Below are 17,293 nucleotides of genomic sequence, written 5' to 3' on the forward strand. Positions count from 1 at the left end.
GGGCCCACCACAACACCATCGCCGCTTGACACACAAAACCCAGGGATGTCTTCACGGACCTGCGGCCAACGGTCACTCGGCAACGAGGCCGGCGAACCGGCCCAGCGTCTCCTCGCGTCCCAGCGCCTGGGTGATCGAGTGCAGGTCCGGGCTCCGGGTCGAGCCCGTGATCGCGATCCGGATGATCTGCGAGGCCTCGCGGATGGAGCCCGGGAAGCCTTCGGGGTTCTTCTTGAACTCCTTGGCGTTCTTCGCGAAGCCGTGCTTCGCGGCCACGTCGCGGATCTGCTGGAACCACTCCTGGCCGTCGTCGAGCTGCTGGTAGTTCTCGACGAAGTCCCGCGCCACGGCCTGGACGACCGCGCGGTCGACGCCGAGCGCGGTGATCCGCTCGTCGTCGGGGCTCGCGACGGCGGCGTGCAGCTGCGGGAAGAAGAAGCCGTAGACGGCGCGGAACTCGCTCCACTTCTTCAGGTCCTTGCGCGGGTTCTCGGCGCCGTCACGTTCGACGGCGAGCGCACGGAGCGCGAGGTCCGGCTCGGCGTCGAGGACGGTCCGCAGCTCGGGGTCGAACCGCTCCGCCCAGCCCCGGACCTCCTCGAGGATCTCGGCGCCGGTCAGCGTGGCGATGTGGTCGGCCGAGATGTCGTCGAGTTTGACCAGATCGACCAACGGGCCGGCGACCCCGCATTCGTCGAGGTTGATCGGCTCGGCCAGCGCCTGGTCGAGCGGCATCTCGGCGAGACGGCCGTTGGCCAGGCCGCGCAGGTAGTACAGGACGGCCTTGGTCGGGTAGCCGGACTCGATGTAGAAGTCGACGCTCGCTTCCGGGTCCTTGCGCTTCGACAGCTTGCGCTTGCTGCCGCCTTCCTGCTTCATCAGCGGCGCGATGTGCGCGTACGTGATCGGCTCGAAGCCGAGCGCGTCGAACAGCTGCTGGTGCACCGGCACCGACGAGATCCACTCGTCGCCGCGGATGACCAGGTTGACCCGCATGAGGTGATCGTCGACGGCGTGCGCGAAGTGGTAGGTCGGCAGCCGGGGGCTCTGGTCGGAGCTCTTGAGGATGACGACGTCGTTGCGGTTGGCCTCGGCCTCCAGCGGGCCGCGGATGGCGTCGGTGAACCGGGCGCGGGCGCCGGTGTCGTCCGGCGCGCGGAACCGCACGACGTACGGGTCGCCTGCGTCGAGCTTGGCCTGGACGTCGGCGGGGTCGGCGTCGCGCCAGATGGCCCACGAGCCGTAGTAGCCGGTCGGCAGCTTCGTCGCCTGCTGCCGGGCGGTGATCGCCGCCAGCTCGTCCTTCGTGGCGAAGTCGAGGTACGCGCGGCCGGAGCGGAGCAGGTGGCGGACGTAGGTCAGGTAGATCTGCTCGCGCTCGGACTGCTGGTACGGGCCGTAGTCGCCACCGCGGTGGATGTCCTCGTCGGCGGCGAGGTCGAAGTAGGCGAAACCGCGCTCGAACTGCTCGATGGCGCCTTCGACCTCGCGGGAGCGGTCGGTGTCCTCGACCCGGACGAGGTAGCGGCCGCCGCTGCGGCGGGCGACGTCCTGGTCGATGGTGGCGACGTAGACCCCGCCGATGTGGACGAACCCGGTCGGCGAGGGGCCGAACCGGGTGACCAGGGCGCCCTCGGGCAGCTCGCGGGCGGGGTAACGCTGTTCCCAGTGCTCGGGCTCGGGCAGGTCGGCGGGGAAGAGGGCGTCGATGACTGCTCGGTCCAGCATGGCGGTTCAGATCTCCCGGCGTCGTGGTGCATGGCGGTTTTCGCCACCGAAGAGCCTAACCGTCCGGCCTCCGGGCCTGGTGAGGGTGGTCCCGAAGCCGGATCGAGACGTGCTTTTCCGTCGGTGCTCCCCGGTAAAATGGGCTTGCCGGACATTCGGGGAGGAAATCGGTGACCACCGATAGCTCGCTTCGTGAAGAACCCCAGCTCACCATCCGACCGAAACCCTCGGCGTTCTTTCTGCGCCGTCGCTTTCTCCGCACTTTCGGGCCCGCGCTGGCCCTGGCCGTCACCGGCCTGATCGCCCTGCTCATGAGCGGGACGATCGTGGTGCCGTTCCAGCAGACGCTCGTCCTGCGCGGCAAGATGGGCTCCAAATCGGATCTCTTCGAGGACGCGAAGATCCAGGAAATCCTGATGCGCCACCACATCCGCGTCCACGTGACCAGGGCGGGCTCGCGGGACGTCGCCACCCACGACCTCAGCCAGTACGACTTCGTGTTCATGTCGGGCGAGCCCGCCGCGAGTCTCGTCCGGCGGTCGAGGGCCGACCAATGGACGGGCAGCGCGCGGCAGCCGTTCACCAGCCCGATCGTCCTCGCCACGTATCGCCGCTACGCGGAAACGCTGGCGAGCAACCAGATCGCCACGAAACCAGCGGGCGAACAGGAGCCGCTGTACTACACGCTGGACACCGAGAAGTTCATCGAAACCCTGCGAAAGGGACAGACCTGGGACTCGCTCGGCATCAGGCGCTTCGGCGCGGAAAACGGGAACAGGGTGCTCGCCCAGACCTCGAACATCTGCGACTCCAACTCGGGCGCGACGTACCTGATCCTGCTGGCGTTCCTGGAGAACGGCCGTCAGGTCCCGGTCGTCGATCCGCGTCCGGCCGGGGCTCCCGCGGGGCCGCCGAACCTCACGGCCGCGAAGGAACTGGCCAACCGGGTCAAACCGCTCGTGGCGGCACAAGGTTTCCCGTCGGCGGATCTGTCGGAGTCGTACGCGAATCTGGCCGAGGGGGACAAGCCGATCGTCGTCATCTACGAACATCAGTATCTCGCCATGCAGTTGCGGGCCAAGGCACAGAGCGGGCGACCGGACCACGACCGGGTCCTGCTGTACCCGAAGGACGACATCCTGACGAAACCCCAGTTCCTGGCGCTCAAACCGGAAGCGGAACGGCTCGGCGAGCTGATCACGTTCGATCCGGAGCTGCAGCGCCGCGCGATGGAGCTCGGCTTCGGCGTCGCGACCCCCGCGGGCAGCACGAAAAGCGCGCGGCTGTACGAGTTCCTCCGCGAACAGGGGCTGCCCGCGCCGGAGATCGCCGCCGACGACAGCACCACGCCGTTGCCGGACAACCCGGTGCTGGAAGAGATGATCAAAACGGTGGGGGACTGCCCGTGAAGCGGCTCCTCGCGATCCTGTGCTGCCTGCTCCTGGTGGTCGCCGCCTGTACGAGCGGCGGACAGAAGGTGAAGCTGCGCGTGCTGGCCAGTTCGGAGCTGGCCGATCTCGGGCCGATTCTCGACGACCTTCGCGCGGAAACGGGAATCGAACTGGAAATGGATTTCCGGGGAACGATCGACGCCGCCGCCTCCCTCACCCCGGGAAAGGCCACGCACGATCTCGCCTGGCTTTCCACCGACCGGTATTTCCAGCTCAAACACCGGCAGTCGGGGGACAAGGGGGAACGGCCGCTCGCGACCAAGACCATGGTGTCGCCGGTCATCGTCGGGATCACCCCGGCGAAGGCGGCGGAACTGCGCCGAGGCAAACCGGACGGCAAGCTCTCGTGGGCGGATCTGGCGGACGCGGCGGCCGGCGGTGGCTTCCGGTTCGCGATGGCGGATCCGGCCAAATCGACCAGCGGGCTCACCTCACTCGTCGGGGTGGCGACGGCCGCCGCGGGCACCGGCGCCGCGCTGCGCCTCCAGGACGTGAAATGCGACAAACTCCAGGGCTTCCGCACCGGGCACACGCTGACGGCGGACACTTCGGCCGCCGTGGCCGATCGGTTCGCCGAGCGCCAGGACGTGGACGCGATCATCGGGTACGAGTCCACCTTGCTCTCCCTGAACGCGAGCGGCAGGCTCAAGACCCCGTTGGAACTGGTGTATCCGCGTGACGGCATCGTCCAGTCCGACTACCCGGTCCTGCTGCTGGACCCGGCCGAACGGGAGGCGTACGACAAGGTCGTCTCCTGGCTCAGAAGCCCGGCGACGCAGAAGAAACTGATGGAGCGGACCCTTCGCCGTCCGATCACCGGCGAGGTGGGGCTCGATCCGAGGCTGCCGGCCTCGATCGGGAACTCGCTGTACTTCCCGGACGAACAGGCCGTCGTGGACAAACTCCTCGACGACTACGCGGCGTCCGCTTCCCGCGCGCCGGGGCGTGTGATCTTCGTGCTGGACTTCTCCGGTTCGATGAAGGGGCCGCGGATCGCCGCGCTCCGCGCGACCTTCGCCGGGCTGAGCGGTGGTCCGGACGGAGGCTTCGACCGCTTCTACCGCGGCGAGCGCCTCACGGTCCTCCGGTTCGGCGGGAAGATACTGGGGGACAAGGAGTTCACCATCGAAGGGCCCAGTGATCTCGACGCGCTGCGGGCCTTCATCGCGGCCGACGAGTTCGACGGCAACACCGCGGTCTGGTCCGCGCTCGGCGAGGCGTACACGAAGGCGGGTATCCATCGTGGCGCCGAGCCCGGCGGAGACGTCTCGATCGTGCTGATGACCGACGGGGAGAGCAACACCGGACCCGGTATCGAAGAATTCCTGCGCGCGCCAAGGGATCCGGGCGTGCACACGTACACCATCCGGTTCGGCGAGGCGAACCCCGCCGAGTTGGAGCGCGCGGCCGTGGCCACCGGTGGCCGGATGGTCGACGCGAACACGACATCGCTGCTCGACGCCTTCAAGGAGATCCGTGGCTGCCGATAATCTGTGGTGGGACGTCTGGGGACTGTGGCTCGCGGTCTGGGTGCTGACCGTGATCGCCTTCCTCGTCGCGATCGTCGTTTTCGTGAAGCACTGGCGCCGTGCGCGGTCCGACGGCGATCAGGGCATGATCCGGGGAATCGGCTTCTACCTGCACACGAAATCCGTGATGGGCCTCTACCAGTTGCATCGCTACAACGAGGCGCTGGAGCAGGAGGTCGAGAAACGGAAGAGCCGGGGCTGGCGGTTCTGGGGTTCGGGCGGATTCGGCCCACTGAAAGGAGAATCGGAGCGCACCGACACCGACGAGGAGTTCCGGCGGTACATCCGCAAGGCCGAACCGATCACGGTGATCGGCATCGTGACGAAGGTGCTGGAGAAGCACCACGACATCATCTACGTCGATTTGACGAAGCAGGAACTGGCCCACAACCGGGCTCTGGTGAAGGAACTCGGCTGGGCCGACGGTCCCGAGAGCACCCGGCAGGTCAAAACCAGGTTGCGCGGCGTCGAGGCGTTCATCTCCGTGAAGGGCCTGTTCCGTAAACGCTCCCAGACCGACACCGAGACGGTTTTCGTGGCGCCGTACGGGAATCCGGACGATCCGGAGCGGAGCAGGCGGATCCGGTTCACCTGCGTGACCAGCGATCTGCGGGACTCCGCGCCCACCGGCGCGTTCCGGGCGCGCTGCCTCGGCAAGGTCGAGGACTGGGACCCCGAAACCGGGGAACTCGTCGTCCATCCCATCGCGATCTTCAAGTGACCGGCTGCTCCACTCGCGTCAGCCGGTTGACGCGAGTGGAGCAGTCGAAAGCCACACGTCGTCCGTGGCGCTTCGCACTGTCGACACCGGGGCCCGAACCTGCACGATTTCGGTATCCAACACCGCAGGTTCGAGGGAGATCTTCCATGAAGAGCACCGTTGCCGACGATATCCGCAGCTTCTTCGCCGACTCCGCCATCGATGTCACCGTGGCCGGGCAGGCCGAGGTCGAACTCGTGATCGACCGCTTCGACAACTGGAAGAACGCGTCAAGCGGAGGCGCCTTCGGCTGCTTCACCGGTGCCTGCTGCCTCATGGCCTGAGTGGTCGGCGCAGAAGCAACCGACGCCCTTCGTGATCCACTCCCGGCCCTCCCACTCGGGGTGGCGTTCGATCATCAGCGCTTCGACCTCCGCGGCGATGGACTCTTCGGGGAGCGCCGAGTCGCGCCGCTTCCACGTTTCGTCGCGCAGCAGTTCGAGGTACTCGCGGACGTCGGTCAGGATCCGGCGTCCGGAGACGTCGCCGTGGCCAGGGACGACGAGGTCCGGTCCGGCGGCGGCCAGCCGTCCCAGCACTTCGATCCAGCGCGGTCCCGAGACATCGGTGTCGTACGGCGGGAACCACGGGAAGATCGAGAACTGGCCGGTCTCGACCAGGTCCCCGGTGAACAGCACGCCCGCGTCCGGCACGGTCACCACCTGATCGCCCTTGCTGTGGGCGCGTCCGGTGGCCGCCAGGCGCACGACCCGCCCGCCGAGGTCGAGGTCGTACTCCTCGTCGTAGACCACGTCGGGGGTGACGAGGTCGACGCCGTCCAGCGCCCGTGCGACCGGGGTGCCGAGGTCGCGGAACATCTCGAGGTAGCCCGGTCCTTTGTGGACCAGGTCCGCGGCTTGGGCGCTGTTGACGAGATAGGTCGCCTCGTCCGCGAAGACCTGTGCGCCGAAAGCGTGCTCGGGGTGGAAATGCGTCGTGGTCAGGTACAGCCTGCGGCCGCGGGCGTGTTCGGCCGCGAAGGCGAGCACCTTCTCGGCGCTGCGAGGACCGAGTCCCGTGTCGACGACGAGCACCGAATGCGAGCCGCCGATGACGCCGATGTTGGGGACGAGGTCGACGCCGAGATTCGGGATCACCACGACGTCGCGGGCGATCTCCCTGGCCTGGGCGGGGTCGACGGCGGGTTCGTGGGTGAGTGGTTCGAAGGGCATGACCCCACTGTCGTGCCGGCCTTCGGGCGCCGTCCAAGACCGATCTCCATGTGCCGATACCTGATGGGTATCATCGCTGGTGATGGAGCTTCGTTTGTTGCGCTACTTCGTGGCCGTCGCCGAGGAGCGGCACTTCGGCCGGGCCGCCGCGCGGCTGCACATGACCCAGCCGCCGCTGAGCCGGGCCATCCGGCAGCTGGAGAACGACCTGGGGGTGGTCCTGCTGCTTCGGTCGGCCGCCGGCGTCGAGCCCACCGCGGCCGGGACCACCCTGTACGCCGAGGCCCGCACCCTGCTGGACCAGGCCGAACGCGCCCGCGCCCGGGTGATCGAGACGGCGGGCCCCGCGACGCTCACCGTCGGCACCCTGGCCGACGGCGCGGGGGAGGCGGGCACCCGCCTGGCCGCGGCGTTCCGGCGTCGGCATCCCGAAGTCTCGATCCGCTTCCGTGAGGCGGATTTCACCGACCCCACCACCGGCCTGCGCGCCGGGCTGGCCGACGTCGCGCTGACCCGCTCGCCGTTCGACGAAACCGGCCTCACCGTGCGAGTCCTGCGTTCGGATCCGGTCGGGCTGGTACTGCGCACCGGCGACCCGCTCGCCGATCGCGCGACACTGCGGCTGGCCGACGTCGCCGATCGGCCGTGGTTCCAGCTGCCGGAGGGCACGGATCCACTGTGGCGCGAGTACTGGAACGGGGCGGCGCCAGTGGGCGAGCGGCCGTCCGGACCGGTGGTGCGCACGGTCGGCGAATGCCTCCAAGCCGTCCTGTGGAACGGATCGGCGGGGATCGCACCGCTCGGGCACGCCCTGCCGGACGGCCTCACCTGGGTACCGCTGGCCGACATGCCACCGAGCCCGCTGGTCGTCGCGTGGGTGACCGAACGGGAGAACCCGCTGATCCGCTCCTTCGCGCGGATCGCGGCCGACGGGGTGTGAAAGTGACGGCGCGGGGGCATTTCCCCGGCATGCCGGACTTATCTTCAGAACCCGACGAGGCGACCGTCGACGCCGTCGGGAAGCTGACCTTCGCCCTCGAAACGGTCGAACAGGCGCGTGGCCACCTGTACGCCTTCCACCACCTCACCGGAACCGCCGACTTCGCGCTCGGCGAGGCCGTCGAAGCCCTCCGGAAGGCCGGGCACGCCGAGTGGGCGGAGCGGATCCAGACCGAACTTGTCGGGCTCAACGTGCTGCCGGAGCGGTGGACATTCCAGCTGATCGAGGAGTACGACGAGGGCTACTACGCGGCGTACCGCGACATGGCGCGCGACGTCACCGGTGCCCTGACCGGCGGGCGGCGGCACCTGCACGAAGAACGGATCAAACGCCGGCGGCGGACCGAGGGACGGCCGGGACACGAGATGGGGCGGCCTTCGAGCGGCTGACTCCGCTCACAGCTTCTCCAGTGCCTCGGGCTTGTGGACCGCTTCGCCACCGCTCTTGTCGCTGCGGACGAGGTACTGCGGTTCCTCCTCGGACGCGCGAACGGTGCGGCCGCCCGCTTCGGTGTCGGAAGTGATCTCCTCCAGGACTTCGCCTTCGGCCTGCCCGCCGTGGCTGTTCCAACGGACCTTGTCGCCTTTGCGGAATCGCTTGCTCATCGCACTCCTTCTCGTCGTGGACGGTCCGACGCCGGCCAGACGTAGGGCAGGTCGTCGGGCACGTCCGGGAAACTCGCGCGGTAGTGCCCCGGCTCCTTGCGGACGAGCGCGGACCGATGGCTGCGGTGGAAATCCGCGTCGCCGAGCCAGGGCGGCAGTTCCTTCGCGTCGGCGAGCCGGTCCTGGGTGCGGACCTCGTCGAGTCCGGTGGCGCGGAGCAGGTCGAGCCGCAGTGTTTCGCGGCAGGTGTCCTGACGGCCGGTCTCGCACCAGACGTCGCAGATGTCGAAGCCGTATCGGACGAGCGCCTCCTCGTAGCCCGCCCACATCGCCGCGGCCGGGTGATGCCGCCAGCCGTATCCCGGCACCGTCAGCGCGCGCAGTACCTGGATGGTCTCGACCCGCTGTTTCCCGAGCCTCCGCTGGTCGAGGACGGAAGCGGAGGCCCGGAAATCAGCGCACGGGAGAAACGTCTGCACACCGGCGGCTTCCCCGTCGGCGCGGATCCAAACCGCTCAGAAGATCGACCAGCCGGTCAGGGTGGTGAACCGGTCCAGCGCCGCGACACCCGCGACGGAGTTGCCGCGCGGGTCCAGGCCGGGGCTCCAGACGCAGATCGCGCACCGGCCGGGGACGATCGCGACGATGCCGCCGCCGACCCCGCTCTTGCCCGGAAGCCCGACACGGTAGGCGAATTCGCCGGCCGCGTCGTAGGTGCCGCAGGTCAGCATCACCGCGTTGACCCGCTTGGCGGCGCTCTGTTCGAGCAGGCGGCTGCCGTCGTTGCGCACGCCGTGGCGGGCGAGGAACACCGCCGCCCGCGCGACGTCGCCACAGCTCATCGCGATCGAGCACTGGCGCACGTACTGGTCGAGGACGGCGGGCACCGGATGACGCATGTTCCGGTACGACGCCATGAAATACGCGAGGGCGCGATTGCGATCGGCGTGCGCGGCCTCCGACGCGGCGACCTCGGCGTCGATCCCGATGCCGGCGCGCCCGCTTTCCTCCTGGAGGAACCGAAGCAGGGTTTCCGCCGCGTCGCCGTGGTGCGCCAATTCGTCGGTCACCACGAGGGCACCGGCGTTGATGAACGGATTGCGGGGGATTCCGTCCTCGTTCTCGAGCTGGACCAGCGAGTTGAACGGGTTTCCGGACGGCTCGCGGCCCACCCGTTCCCACACGCCGTCGCCGTGGGAGAGCGCGAGCGCCAAGGTGAAGACCTTCGACATGCTCTGGATGGAGAACGGCACTCGCCAGTCGCCGACCCCGTGGAGCCCACCGTCCACTTCGGCCACCGCCATGCCGAACCGGCCGGGTTCGACCCTGGCCAGGGCGGGGATGTAGTCCGCGACGGAGCCGCGGCCGATCTCCGGCGCGACGTCGTCGGCGATCCGGTCCAGCAGCGCTGCGAGGTCCACGGCCGTAGCGTAGAAGCGCTCCTTCGCGCGCGACGATCGGGGTTCGCGGGTGAATTTGTCAAATCGAAAAAGGAAATTCCCGTTAAACCGCCAGAGTGACGTCCCGCACACCTTAAGTCTTCCTTAGCAATGTTGGTGACGTGCCGCACACGCTCTAGCGTCTGGCAACCATGGATTCCTCGCTGCTCACCGAAAAAGGTGAAAGCTATTCAAAAGCACTGGGCAACCGCCAAGTGCAGATGATCGCCATCGGCGGCGCGATCGGCGTCGGGCTGTTCCTCGGTGCCGGTGGCAAGCTCCACCAGGTCGGGCCGTCGCTGGTCCTGTCGTACGCGCTCTGCGGTATCGCCGCGTACTTCGTGATGCGCGCCCTCGGTGAGCTCGTGCTCCACGAGCCGTCCTCCGGCAGTTTCGTCACCTACGCCCGCAAGTTCATCGGGCCGTGGGCGGGTTTCGCCTCCGGCTGGATGTACTGGGTGAACTGGGCCATGACCGGTATCGCGGAGATCACCGCGGTGGCGATCTACGTGCACAAATGGCTGCCCGACGTGCCGCAGTGGATCACCGCGCTGGTCGCGCTCGGCGTCCTGCTGGCGGTGAACCTGCTTTCGGTGAAACTGTTCGGCGAGCTGGAATTCTGGTTCTCGGTGGTCAAGGTGCTGGCCATCGTCGTCTTCCTGGTCACCGCCCTCGGGCTGGTGCTCACCAGCGCCGACATCGGCGGAACCACCGCGGGCGTGCACAACCTGACCGCCCACAGTGGATTCTTCCCGGCCGGTGTCGGCATCGCGCTGATGACCCTGCAGGCGGTCATCTTCGCGTACTCGGCGATCGAGGTCGTCGGCATCGCCGCCGGCGAGACCAAGGACGCCCGCAAGGTGCTGCCGAAGGCGATCAACGGTGTCGTCTGGCGGATCGGCGTGTTCTACGTGGGTTCCGTGCTGCTGCTGGCGATGCTCCTGCCGTGGCCGTTCTACAACGGCGGCGAGAGCCCGTTCGTCACCGTGTTCACCCGCCTCGGGATCCCGGGGATCGGTGACGTGATGAACGCCGTCGTGCTCACCGCCGCGTTGTCGAGCTGCAACTCCGGGCTCTATTCGACCGGCCGCATCCTGCGGGCGCTCGCGGACAAGGGCGAGGCGCCGAAGTTCGTCGGCCGGATGAGCAGTCGCCATGTGCCCTACGGCGGCATCCTCTTCACGTCCGGCGCCTACGTGCTGGGTGTGGTGCTCAACTACCTGGTGCCGAAGGACGCCTTCGACATCGCGATCGCCATCGCCTCGCTCGGCGTGATCACCACCTGGGCGACGCTGATCTTCTGCCAGCTGCGGCTGCGCCAGGCGGCGCTGCGCGGTGAGCTGGAACGGCCGTCCTACCGGATGCCGTGGGCGCCCTACAGCGGCTGGGCGACGCTCGGCTTCCTCGCGTTGGTGGTGGTCTTGATGGGCTTCTCCGACGGCGCCGAGAAGATCGCCTTCTACTCGATCCCGGTGCTGGTCGTGGTGCTGGCGGTCGGCTGGCGGATCGTCGGGAAACGGCAACGGCACGAGGTGGGCTGACCCCTCTCGCGTTTCGTCCTCTAGTTGCGGTCCTTGCGTGTGCAACTACAGCAATCAGAGGACGAAACGCGGGCGTTCAGCTGGACGTCGGGAAGTGGAAACCGGCGGTGGAGTGCGGCCACCGCGTGGTGACGACCTTCGCCCGCGTGTAGAACCGCACCCCGGCCGGCCCGTGGATCGGGCTGTCCCCGATGAGGGAGTCCTTCCACCCGCCGAAGGAGTAGTACGACATCGGCACCGGGATGGGCACGTTCACCCCGATCATCCCGACCTTCACCTCCCGCTGGAACCGCCGCGCCGCCTCGCCGCTGCCGGTGAAGACCGCGGTCCCGTTGCCGTACGGGTTCGCGTTGATCAGCGCGATCGCTTCGTCCAGTGTGGACACCCGGACGATCCCGAGCACCGGCCCGAAGATCTCGTCGCGGTAGGCGGCCATCTCGGTGGTCACGTGGTCCAAAAGGGACGGTCCGACGAAGAACCCGTCCTCGTGCCCGGCGACCCGCAGCTCCCGCCCGTCGACGACCACGGTCGCGCCCTGCTCCGCCCCGAGGGCGACGGAGTCGATCACCCGCCGCCGCGCGGCCTCCGTGACCACCGGTCCCATGTCGTTGCCCGCCTCGTGGCCGGGCCCGACCTTGATCTCGGCGGCCTTGCGCTCGAGGATCTCGATCAGCCCGTCCCCGGCCGACCCCACGGCGACACCGATGGAGATCGCCATGCAACGCTGCCCTGCCGAACCGAACGCGGCCGCCGTGAGGTGGTTCGCGGCGTACTCCAGATCGGCGTCGGGCAGGACGACGGCGTGGTTCTTGGCCCCGCCCAGCGCCTGCACGCGTTTGCCGGTGGCCGTCGCGCGTTCGTGGACGTACTTGGCGATCGGGGTCGACCCGACGAACGACACGGCGTCGATGCCGGGGTGCTCCAGGATCGCGTCGACCGCGACCTTGTCCCCGTTGACCACGTTGAACACGCCGTCGGGCAGCCCCGCCTCGGCATACAGTTCGGCGACCAGCCGGGACGCGGACGGGACCCGCTCGCTCGGCTTGAGGACGAACGTGTTGCCCGCCGCGATGGCGATCGGGTGCATCCACAACGGCACCATGATCGGGAAGTTGAACGGCGTGATCCCGGCGACGACGCCGAGCGGCTGCCGGAAGTCGTGCACGTCCACGTCCCGCGAGACCTGGTCGGAGAAGCCGCCTTTCAGCGCGTCGGCGATCCCGCAGGCGTATTCGACGATCTCGCGGCCGCGGACGATCTCGCCGCGCGCGTCGTCGATCACCTTGCCGTGTTCGGCGGAGATGATCCTGGCGAGTTCGTCCTCGTGCTTCACCAGCAGCTCGCGGAAGGCGAACATCACCTTCGTCCGCTGCGACAGCGAGGAATCGCCCCACGCCTCGAACGCCTTGGCCGCGGCGGCCACCGCGGTGTCCACATCGGACGGTTCCGCGAGCAGCACCTCCGCCCGTGCGTGCCCGACGGCCGGGTCGTACACCGGGGCCGTGCGGATGGAGCCCGCCGTGGTCGCGGCGCCGTTGATCCAGTGGTCGATGGTCTTCACGCGTTGTCCTCCACAGGTGTTCACAGCAGTCCGACGGCCGTGTCGACGGCCTTGGCGACGTCGCCGTCGTGCGGGTAGAGCAGGGATCGTCCGACCACGAGGCCCTGCACGGTCGGCAGCGCGAGCGCCCGCTGCCAGGCGGCGAACGCGGCGTCGGGGTCCTTGACCTCTCCGCCGAGCAGGACGGCGGGCAAGGTCGAGGCGGCCAGCACGCGCTCCATGTCCTTCACCACCGGGAGCTTCAGCCAGGTGTAAGCCGACGTGCGGCCGAGGGCGGAGGCGATGGTGATCGAGCGGATCACGGCGTCGGGGGAGAGGTCGTTGCGGAGACGACCGTCGACCCAGTCCGAGAGGAACGGCTCGACCATCGCGATCAGCTTGCGGTCGGCCAGGTCGTTGACCGCCTTCGCGGTGTTCTCGAGAACGCTCGGCGTCGCCGGATCGGTCAGGCAGATCCTGGTGAGCGTCTTGCCGCCGTCGAAACGCATCCGTTCGATCGTTTCGGCGTCGTAGCAGGCGAACCGGTCGTCGATCTCGAAACTCGATCCCGCCAGTCCGGTGCGGTTCATCGAGCCGATGACGGTCTTGCCGTCGAGCACGCCGAGGAGCAGCAGATCGTCGATGATGTCCGGCGTCGCCAGCACGCCGGTGACCCCGGGGCGTTCCAGCGCCAGGCCGAGGCGGTCGAGCAGTTCGCCGCGGTCGGCCATCGCGAGCGGTTCGGAGCCGACGCCGTTCGCGCCGCGAGCCGGATGGTCCGCGGCGATGATCATCGTGCGGCCCTTGTCGTTGAACGGCGATTTCGCGCGGACGCGGGTGGCGGCGGCCACGGCGATCGCTCCCGGATCCCGCACCCTCGCGGCGGCTATCCGGCGCACTGTGTCCGACACGTTCGTACCTCCCGGCTCGCGTGGTCCTTCGACCATCGCAAGCGTTCGGAGACTTTGTCAAGACATATGGACATAAGGTCATAGTGGTCGAGCGCGGTAGGCTCCGCGCATGAAATCCTGGGTGCCCGGCGAGATCGTCGTGGATCCGAACGGCCCGGAACCGCTGTACTCCCAGGTCGCCCGGCAGATCGGCGCCGCCATCGAAGACGGCAGGCTGCCCAACGGCGCCCGGCTGGACAACGAGCTGGACCTGGCGGCGCGGCTGCACCTGTCGCGGCCGACCATCCGTCAGGCGATCCAGTCACTGGTCAACCAGGGCCTGCTCGTCCGCAAACGGGGTGTCGGCACGCAGGTCGTCCGCACCAAGGTCGCCCGGCCGCTGCGCTTGAGCAGCCTCTTCGACGACCTCAGTGAGCTGGGGGACAAGCCGGAATCCGTCGTCCTCGTGAACCAGGTCGAGCCAGCGGGCGACGAGGCGATCGAGCAGCTCGAAACGCCGGGCCTGACCCACGTCCGGCGGCTGAAGCGGGTGCGCTCGACCGGCGGCGAACCGCTGGCGATCATGAACAACTACCTGCCCGACGGCCTCATCGATCCGTCGGACGAGGAACTGCGGGACAAGGGGCTCTACCAGCTACTGCGCTCGGCGGGTGTCCGGCTGCACGCCGCCCAGCAGAACGTCGGCGCCCGGCAGGCGACCGAGGAGGACGCCGAACTGCTCGACGAGAAGCCGGGCGCGGCGCTGCTCACCATGCGCCGCACCACCTACGACGAGTCCGGCAAGGTCGTGGAATACGGATGGCACGTCTACCGCGCCTCGCGCTATTCGTTCAACCTCTCACTGACCAACAACGTTTGACGGTTCGCGTTCCAGGTCGGTCTCCAGCGCGTCGTAAACCGAAGGACGGAACCGGCGCAGCCAGCCGGCGAGCGCGAGCCCGGCCAGCGCGACCACCAGGAGCAGCCACGGCAGGAGCGGGACGACGCCGTTGCTCGACCCGGCGAGCGTCGGGAAGTTGACGATCGCCAGCGTCACGATGAGCCCGAGGCCCACCGCGCCAAGCCCGGGCGCGATCAGCGTCTTCACGACCCGGCGGTCCCGCGTCCGGCGGAAGTAGACCAGGATCGCCACGGCCGCGAACAGCTGCAGGGTGAGGATGCCGAGGGTGCCGAAACCGGTCATGCTCGCGGTGAGATCGGCGACCGGGTCGAGCCCGGCGAGGCGGAACGCCAGCGCCACCACCGACCCGAAGAGCAACTGGACGATCGAGGCGTAGCGCGGCGCTCCGTTGCGCGGGCTGGTCTTGCCGAGCACACGCGGCAGCACGCCGACCCGGCCCAGCGCGTACAGATAGCGGGTGGCCGAATTGTGCAATGCCAGCAGCGCCGCGAACAGGCTGACCACCAGAAGCAGCAACATGACCTTCGTCAACGGGCCGCCGAGATACTCCTGGGCGACCGAAAGCACGAGATCCCCGCTCGACAGATGCGCGGCGGCCACGTCCTGCGCCTGCTCGGCGCCGATCGCGCTGACCACGGCCCAGGTCGTGAACGCGGCGAACACCCCGATGAACCCGATGGCGATGTAGGTCGCCCGCGGGATCGTCCGCTTGGGGTCCCTGGCCTCCTCGCCGAACAGCGCCGTCGCCTCGAAACCGATGAAAGCGTTGGCGGCGAACAACAACGCCAGCCCGCCGGCACCTTGGAACATCACGGACGGGCTGAACGCGGCGAACGAGAAGCCGTGCCGGAACAGCACGCTGAAGTCCATGATCAGCAGGATCGACACTTCGAGGATCAGCGAGGCGCCCAGCACCTTCGCGCTGACCGCGATCCCGCGACGGCTGAGCAGGAGGACCAGCGCGACCGAAAGTGCGCTCCAGAACAGCCAATCGAGTTTCAGGCCGAAGACGTCGTCGATCGCCGTGGAGGTGAAGAATCCGCTCGTCCCGATCGCTCCCGCGACGAAACAGTTGTAGCCGAGCATCGCGATGAACCCGGCGACGAGACCCGGTGTCCGGCCCAATCCCTTGACCACGAAGGCGTAAAAGCCGCCCGCGCTCGTGAGGACCCGCGACATCTGCGCGTAGCCGACCGCGAACAGCAGCAGGACGACCGTCGCCAGCAGGAACGCCGCGACCATGCCGCCGCCGTTCCCGACCGCGATGCCGATGGCCGCGATCACGATCATCCCGGTCAGCGGCGCGACCGCGGCGAGCACGAGGAAGACGATGCCTGGCACGCCCAGGACGTTCTTGGCGAGCGACGTGTCGTCTCGGCTCATGCGCTGCTCCTCATCTCCGCTGGACGGCCAGTATGGGAGCGGAAGGGGGCTTGGGCTTTGCCTTTGCGCGCGCGGCGCTTGTTCGGCAGCGCCTGGTCGTGAGTGGCGTTTCGGGTTCTAACCCGAAACGCCACTCACGACCGCGGTTCGGGAAAGGAAGGCCATCCGTGCGGCTTGTCCAGGATCTCGATCGTCGCCTGATCCACGAGAAAGTACTGCCCGCCGTCCTCGCGCGGATTCGTATAAGCGGCCGTGGCCACCGACTTGCCGAAGTCGGCCATCACCGCGATGGGATAACCGCCGTCGAAGATCTCGCCGTGCGCGGCCGTCGCGACGGTTCCGGATTCGTACCAGGTGACGAAATACTGCGCCGGGCCGGTTTCGAAGACACGCAGTGTCGATTCCTTCTGGCGGACACCGGCGAAATCGCCGGAGACACCGGTCCAGATCATCGTCGTCCTGTCCGCGTAATGCTGCTCCAGCACGTTCCCCGAGCCGTAGTGGAAGTTCGCGCGCAGCCCGACGAGGTCGGTGCTGAGCCGATGGGTGCCGGTCACGGGGAAGAAGCGGACGTCGAGTTGCACGGGCTGAACCTCCGGATCGCTGGTATCCGCAGGTTTAGCAGCCCGTCGCACCTCGATCGTTGTCCGGCGAAGCGATGCTGTTGTCGATGAACGCGAGGATCAGTCGAACATGCCGGGCTGGTAGTCGCCTGCCGGGGTCCGGGCGATGACGTTGAGCCGGTTGTACGCGTTGATCGTGGCGACCAGCGCGATCAGGGCGCCGATCTGCTCGTCGTCGTAGTGCTTGCGCACCTGCGCCCAGGTGTCGTCGCTGACGCCGTGGTGCGCGTCGGCGATGCGGGTGCCCTCCTCGGCGAGCGCGAGGGCCGCGCGCTCGGGCTCGGTGAACACGTTCGCCTCCCGCCAGGCGGCGACCAGGTTGAGCCGAACCGAGGTCTCGCCGGCGTGCGCGGCGTCCTTGCTGTGCATGTCGGTGCAGAAGCCGCAGCCGTTGATCTGGCTGGCGCGCAGCTTCACCAGCTCCTGCGTCGCGTGCGGCAGCGAGGACTCCTCGATCGGGCGGTTCGCGGCGCCGAGACGCTTGGCGTACTTGAGGATGACTTCGTTCTCGAACAGGTTGACGCGCGGTTCCATGATCTTCCCTCTCGGTCGATTGCTGCCTACATGACGAGCCGGACGGAGAGGTTGTGACAGCTTTCAGGGTGACGCCGGTCACTCATGCCGAGGCCTCGTCCAGCACGCACATCTGAACGCATCAAATGCGTGAAAGTGCGCTAACAGAGCATTGACGTTGCACAAAACTGCACCTA

Annotated in this window: 18 protein-coding genes; 8 read left to right on the forward strand and 10 right to left on the reverse strand. The window is 68.2% G+C overall.

The genetic code is table 11. The features are described from left to right. Nucleotides 1-72: 72 nt before the first annotated feature. Entirely contained in the window at nucleotides 73-1,728 is a 1,656-nt protein-coding gene (locus AMK34_RS41340) for a glutamate--tRNA ligase (protein WP_073849193.1), read from the reverse strand. A 170-nt stretch (nucleotides 1,729-1,898) separates the two neighbouring features. On the opposite strand from AMK34_RS41340, the gene AMK34_RS41345 reads away from it, so the two are divergent. The 4 genes from AMK34_RS41345 (at nucleotide 1,899) to AMK34_RS43350 (ending at nucleotide 5,752) form a co-directional block, all read left to right on the forward strand. After that, on the forward strand, nucleotides 1,899-3,137 hold the full coding sequence (locus AMK34_RS41345; protein WP_073849194.1) for a hypothetical protein: 1,239 nt from the start codon (nucleotides 1,899-1,901) through the stop codon (nucleotides 3,135-3,137). Next, a complete protein-coding gene (locus tag AMK34_RS41350) occupies nucleotides 3,134-4,669 on the forward strand; it encodes a vWA domain-containing protein (RefSeq protein ID WP_073849195.1) in 1,536 nt (511 codons plus the stop codon). Before AMK34_RS41345 ends, AMK34_RS41350 begins: the two co-directional genes overlap by 4 nt. After that, entirely contained in the window at nucleotides 4,656-5,429 is a 774-nt protein-coding gene (locus tag AMK34_RS41355; protein WP_038511210.1) for a hypothetical protein, read from the forward strand. Before AMK34_RS41350 ends, AMK34_RS41355 begins: the two co-directional genes overlap by 14 nt. A gap of 146 nt (nucleotides 5,430-5,575) precedes the next feature. After that, nucleotides 5,576-5,752 carry a hypothetical protein gene (locus AMK34_RS43350; protein WP_167551710.1) on the forward strand — a complete coding sequence of 59 codons (177 nt, stop codon included), beginning with the start codon at nucleotides 5,576-5,578 and terminating at the stop codon, nucleotides 5,750-5,752. Here the strand turns inward: AMK34_RS43350 and AMK34_RS41360 are convergent. Continuing rightward, entirely contained in the window at nucleotides 5,699-6,640 is a 942-nt protein-coding gene (locus AMK34_RS41360; protein WP_073849196.1) for an MBL fold metallo-hydrolase, read from the reverse strand. The genes AMK34_RS43350 and AMK34_RS41360 overlap by 54 nt on opposite strands. 82 nt (nucleotides 6,641-6,722) lie before the next feature. Here AMK34_RS41360 and AMK34_RS41365 point away from each other — a divergent pair, with 82 nt between their 5' ends. Beyond that, nucleotides 6,723-7,580, forward strand: a complete 858-nt coding sequence (locus tag AMK34_RS41365; protein WP_073849197.1) for a LysR substrate-binding domain-containing protein — start codon at nucleotides 6,723-6,725, stop codon at nucleotides 7,578-7,580. Between the two features lie 29 nt (nucleotides 7,581-7,609). Further along, a complete protein-coding gene (locus AMK34_RS41370) occupies nucleotides 7,610-8,029 on the forward strand; it encodes a hypothetical protein (RefSeq protein ID WP_073849198.1) in 420 nt (139 codons plus the stop codon). Nucleotides 8,030-8,035: 6 nt separating this feature from the next. Here AMK34_RS41370 and AMK34_RS41375 read toward each other — a convergent pair whose 3' ends face one another. Genes AMK34_RS41375 through AMK34_RS41385 form a run of 3 tightly spaced genes read right to left on the reverse strand, consistent with a single transcriptional unit; the run spans nucleotide 8,036 to nucleotide 9,666 of the window. Further along, nucleotides 8,036-8,245, reverse strand: coding sequence for a DUF2945 domain-containing protein (locus AMK34_RS41375; protein ID WP_073849199.1), 210 nt, complete (start codon nucleotides 8,243-8,245; stop codon nucleotides 8,036-8,038). Beyond that, nucleotides 8,242-8,724, reverse strand: a complete 483-nt coding sequence (locus AMK34_RS41380; protein WP_073849200.1) for an MSMEG_6728 family protein — start codon at nucleotides 8,722-8,724, stop codon at nucleotides 8,242-8,244. Before AMK34_RS41380 ends, AMK34_RS41375 begins: the two co-directional genes overlap by 4 nt. A gap of 36 nt (nucleotides 8,725-8,760) precedes the next feature. After that, on the reverse strand, nucleotides 8,761-9,666 hold the full coding sequence (locus tag AMK34_RS41385; protein ID WP_073849201.1) for a glutaminase: 906 nt from the start codon (nucleotides 9,664-9,666) through the stop codon (nucleotides 8,761-8,763). 170 nt (nucleotides 9,667-9,836) lie between these two features. Between AMK34_RS41385 and AMK34_RS41390 the strand changes: the two genes are divergently transcribed. Further along, entirely contained in the window at nucleotides 9,837-11,225 is a 1,389-nt protein-coding gene (locus tag AMK34_RS41390; protein WP_073849202.1) for an amino acid permease, read from the forward strand. 76 nt (nucleotides 11,226-11,301) lie between these two features. Here AMK34_RS41390 and AMK34_RS41395 read toward each other — a convergent pair whose 3' ends face one another. Then, nucleotides 11,302-12,786 (reverse strand): CoA-acylating methylmalonate-semialdehyde dehydrogenase, encoded by a 1,485-nt coding sequence (locus AMK34_RS41395; RefSeq protein WP_073849203.1) that lies wholly within the window; start codon nucleotides 12,784-12,786, stop codon nucleotides 11,302-11,304. A 20-nt stretch (nucleotides 12,787-12,806) separates the two neighbouring features. Further along, nucleotides 12,807-13,676, reverse strand: a complete 870-nt coding sequence (locus AMK34_RS41400) for a Cgl0159 family (beta/alpha)8-fold protein (protein WP_038511227.1) — start codon at nucleotides 13,674-13,676, stop codon at nucleotides 12,807-12,809. 109 nt (nucleotides 13,677-13,785) lie between these two features. Between AMK34_RS41400 and AMK34_RS41405 the strand changes: the two genes are divergently transcribed. Then, complete coding sequence (locus tag AMK34_RS41405) at nucleotides 13,786-14,535, forward strand: GntR family transcriptional regulator (protein WP_073849204.1); 750 nt, start codon at nucleotides 13,786-13,788, stop codon at nucleotides 14,533-14,535. Here AMK34_RS41405 and AMK34_RS41410 read toward each other — a convergent pair. The 3 genes from AMK34_RS41410 to AMK34_RS41420 form a co-directional block, all read right to left on the reverse strand. Then, a complete protein-coding gene (locus AMK34_RS41410) occupies nucleotides 14,515-15,960 on the reverse strand; it encodes an APC family permease (RefSeq protein ID WP_038511232.1) in 1,446 nt (481 codons plus the stop codon). The two genes, AMK34_RS41405 and AMK34_RS41410, sit on opposite strands and share 21 nt — an antisense overlap. A gap of 134 nt (nucleotides 15,961-16,094) precedes the next feature. Continuing rightward, nucleotides 16,095-16,544, reverse strand: a complete 450-nt coding sequence (locus AMK34_RS41415) for a MoaF C-terminal domain-containing protein (RefSeq protein ID WP_038511234.1) — start codon at nucleotides 16,542-16,544, stop codon at nucleotides 16,095-16,097. A gap of 99 nt (nucleotides 16,545-16,643) precedes the next feature. Beyond that, entirely contained in the window at nucleotides 16,644-17,117 is a 474-nt protein-coding gene (locus tag AMK34_RS41420) for a carboxymuconolactone decarboxylase family protein (protein WP_038511237.1), read from the reverse strand. Between the last annotated feature and the right edge of the window lie 176 nt (nucleotides 17,118-17,293).

This window comes from Amycolatopsis sp. CB00013 (assembly GCF_001905755.1).
GTDB classification, from domain to species: Bacteria; Actinomycetota; Actinomycetes; order Mycobacteriales; family Pseudonocardiaceae; genus Amycolatopsis; species Amycolatopsis japonica.

Bases quoted from the DNA above. Each gene is read 5' to 3' on its own strand.
- AMK34_RS41340 (WP_073849193.1), bottom strand. From the start codon at position 1,728: ATGCTGGACCGAGCAGTCATCGACGCCCTCTTCCCCGCCGACCTGCCC.
- AMK34_RS41360 (WP_073849196.1), bottom strand. From the start codon at position 6,640: ATGCCCTTCGAACCACTCACCCACGAACCCGCCGTCGACCCCGCCCAG.
- AMK34_RS43350 (WP_167551710.1), top strand. From the start codon at position 5,576: ATGAAGAGCACCGTTGCCGACGATATCCGCAGCTTCTTCGCCGACTCC.
- AMK34_RS41375 (WP_073849199.1), bottom strand. From the start codon at position 8,245: ATGAGCAAGCGATTCCGCAAAGGCGACAAGGTCCGTTGGAACAGCCAC.
- AMK34_RS41410 (WP_038511232.1), bottom strand. From the start codon at position 15,960: ATGAGCCGAGACGACACGTCGCTCGCCAAGAACGTCCTGGGCGTGCCA.
- AMK34_RS41420 (WP_038511237.1), bottom strand. From the start codon at position 17,117: ATGGAACCGCGCGTCAACCTGTTCGAGAACGAAGTCATCCTCAAGTAC.
- AMK34_RS41405 (WP_073849204.1), top strand. From the start codon at position 13,786: ATGAAATCCTGGGTGCCCGGCGAGATCGTCGTGGATCCGAACGGCCCG.
- AMK34_RS41390 (WP_073849202.1), top strand. From the start codon at position 9,837: ATGGATTCCTCGCTGCTCACCGAAAAAGGTGAAAGCTATTCAAAAGCA.
- AMK34_RS41365 (WP_073849197.1), top strand. From the start codon at position 6,723: ATGGAGCTTCGTTTGTTGCGCTACTTCGTGGCCGTCGCCGAGGAGCGG.
- AMK34_RS41370 (WP_073849198.1), top strand. From the start codon at position 7,610: ATGCCGGACTTATCTTCAGAACCCGACGAGGCGACCGTCGACGCCGTC.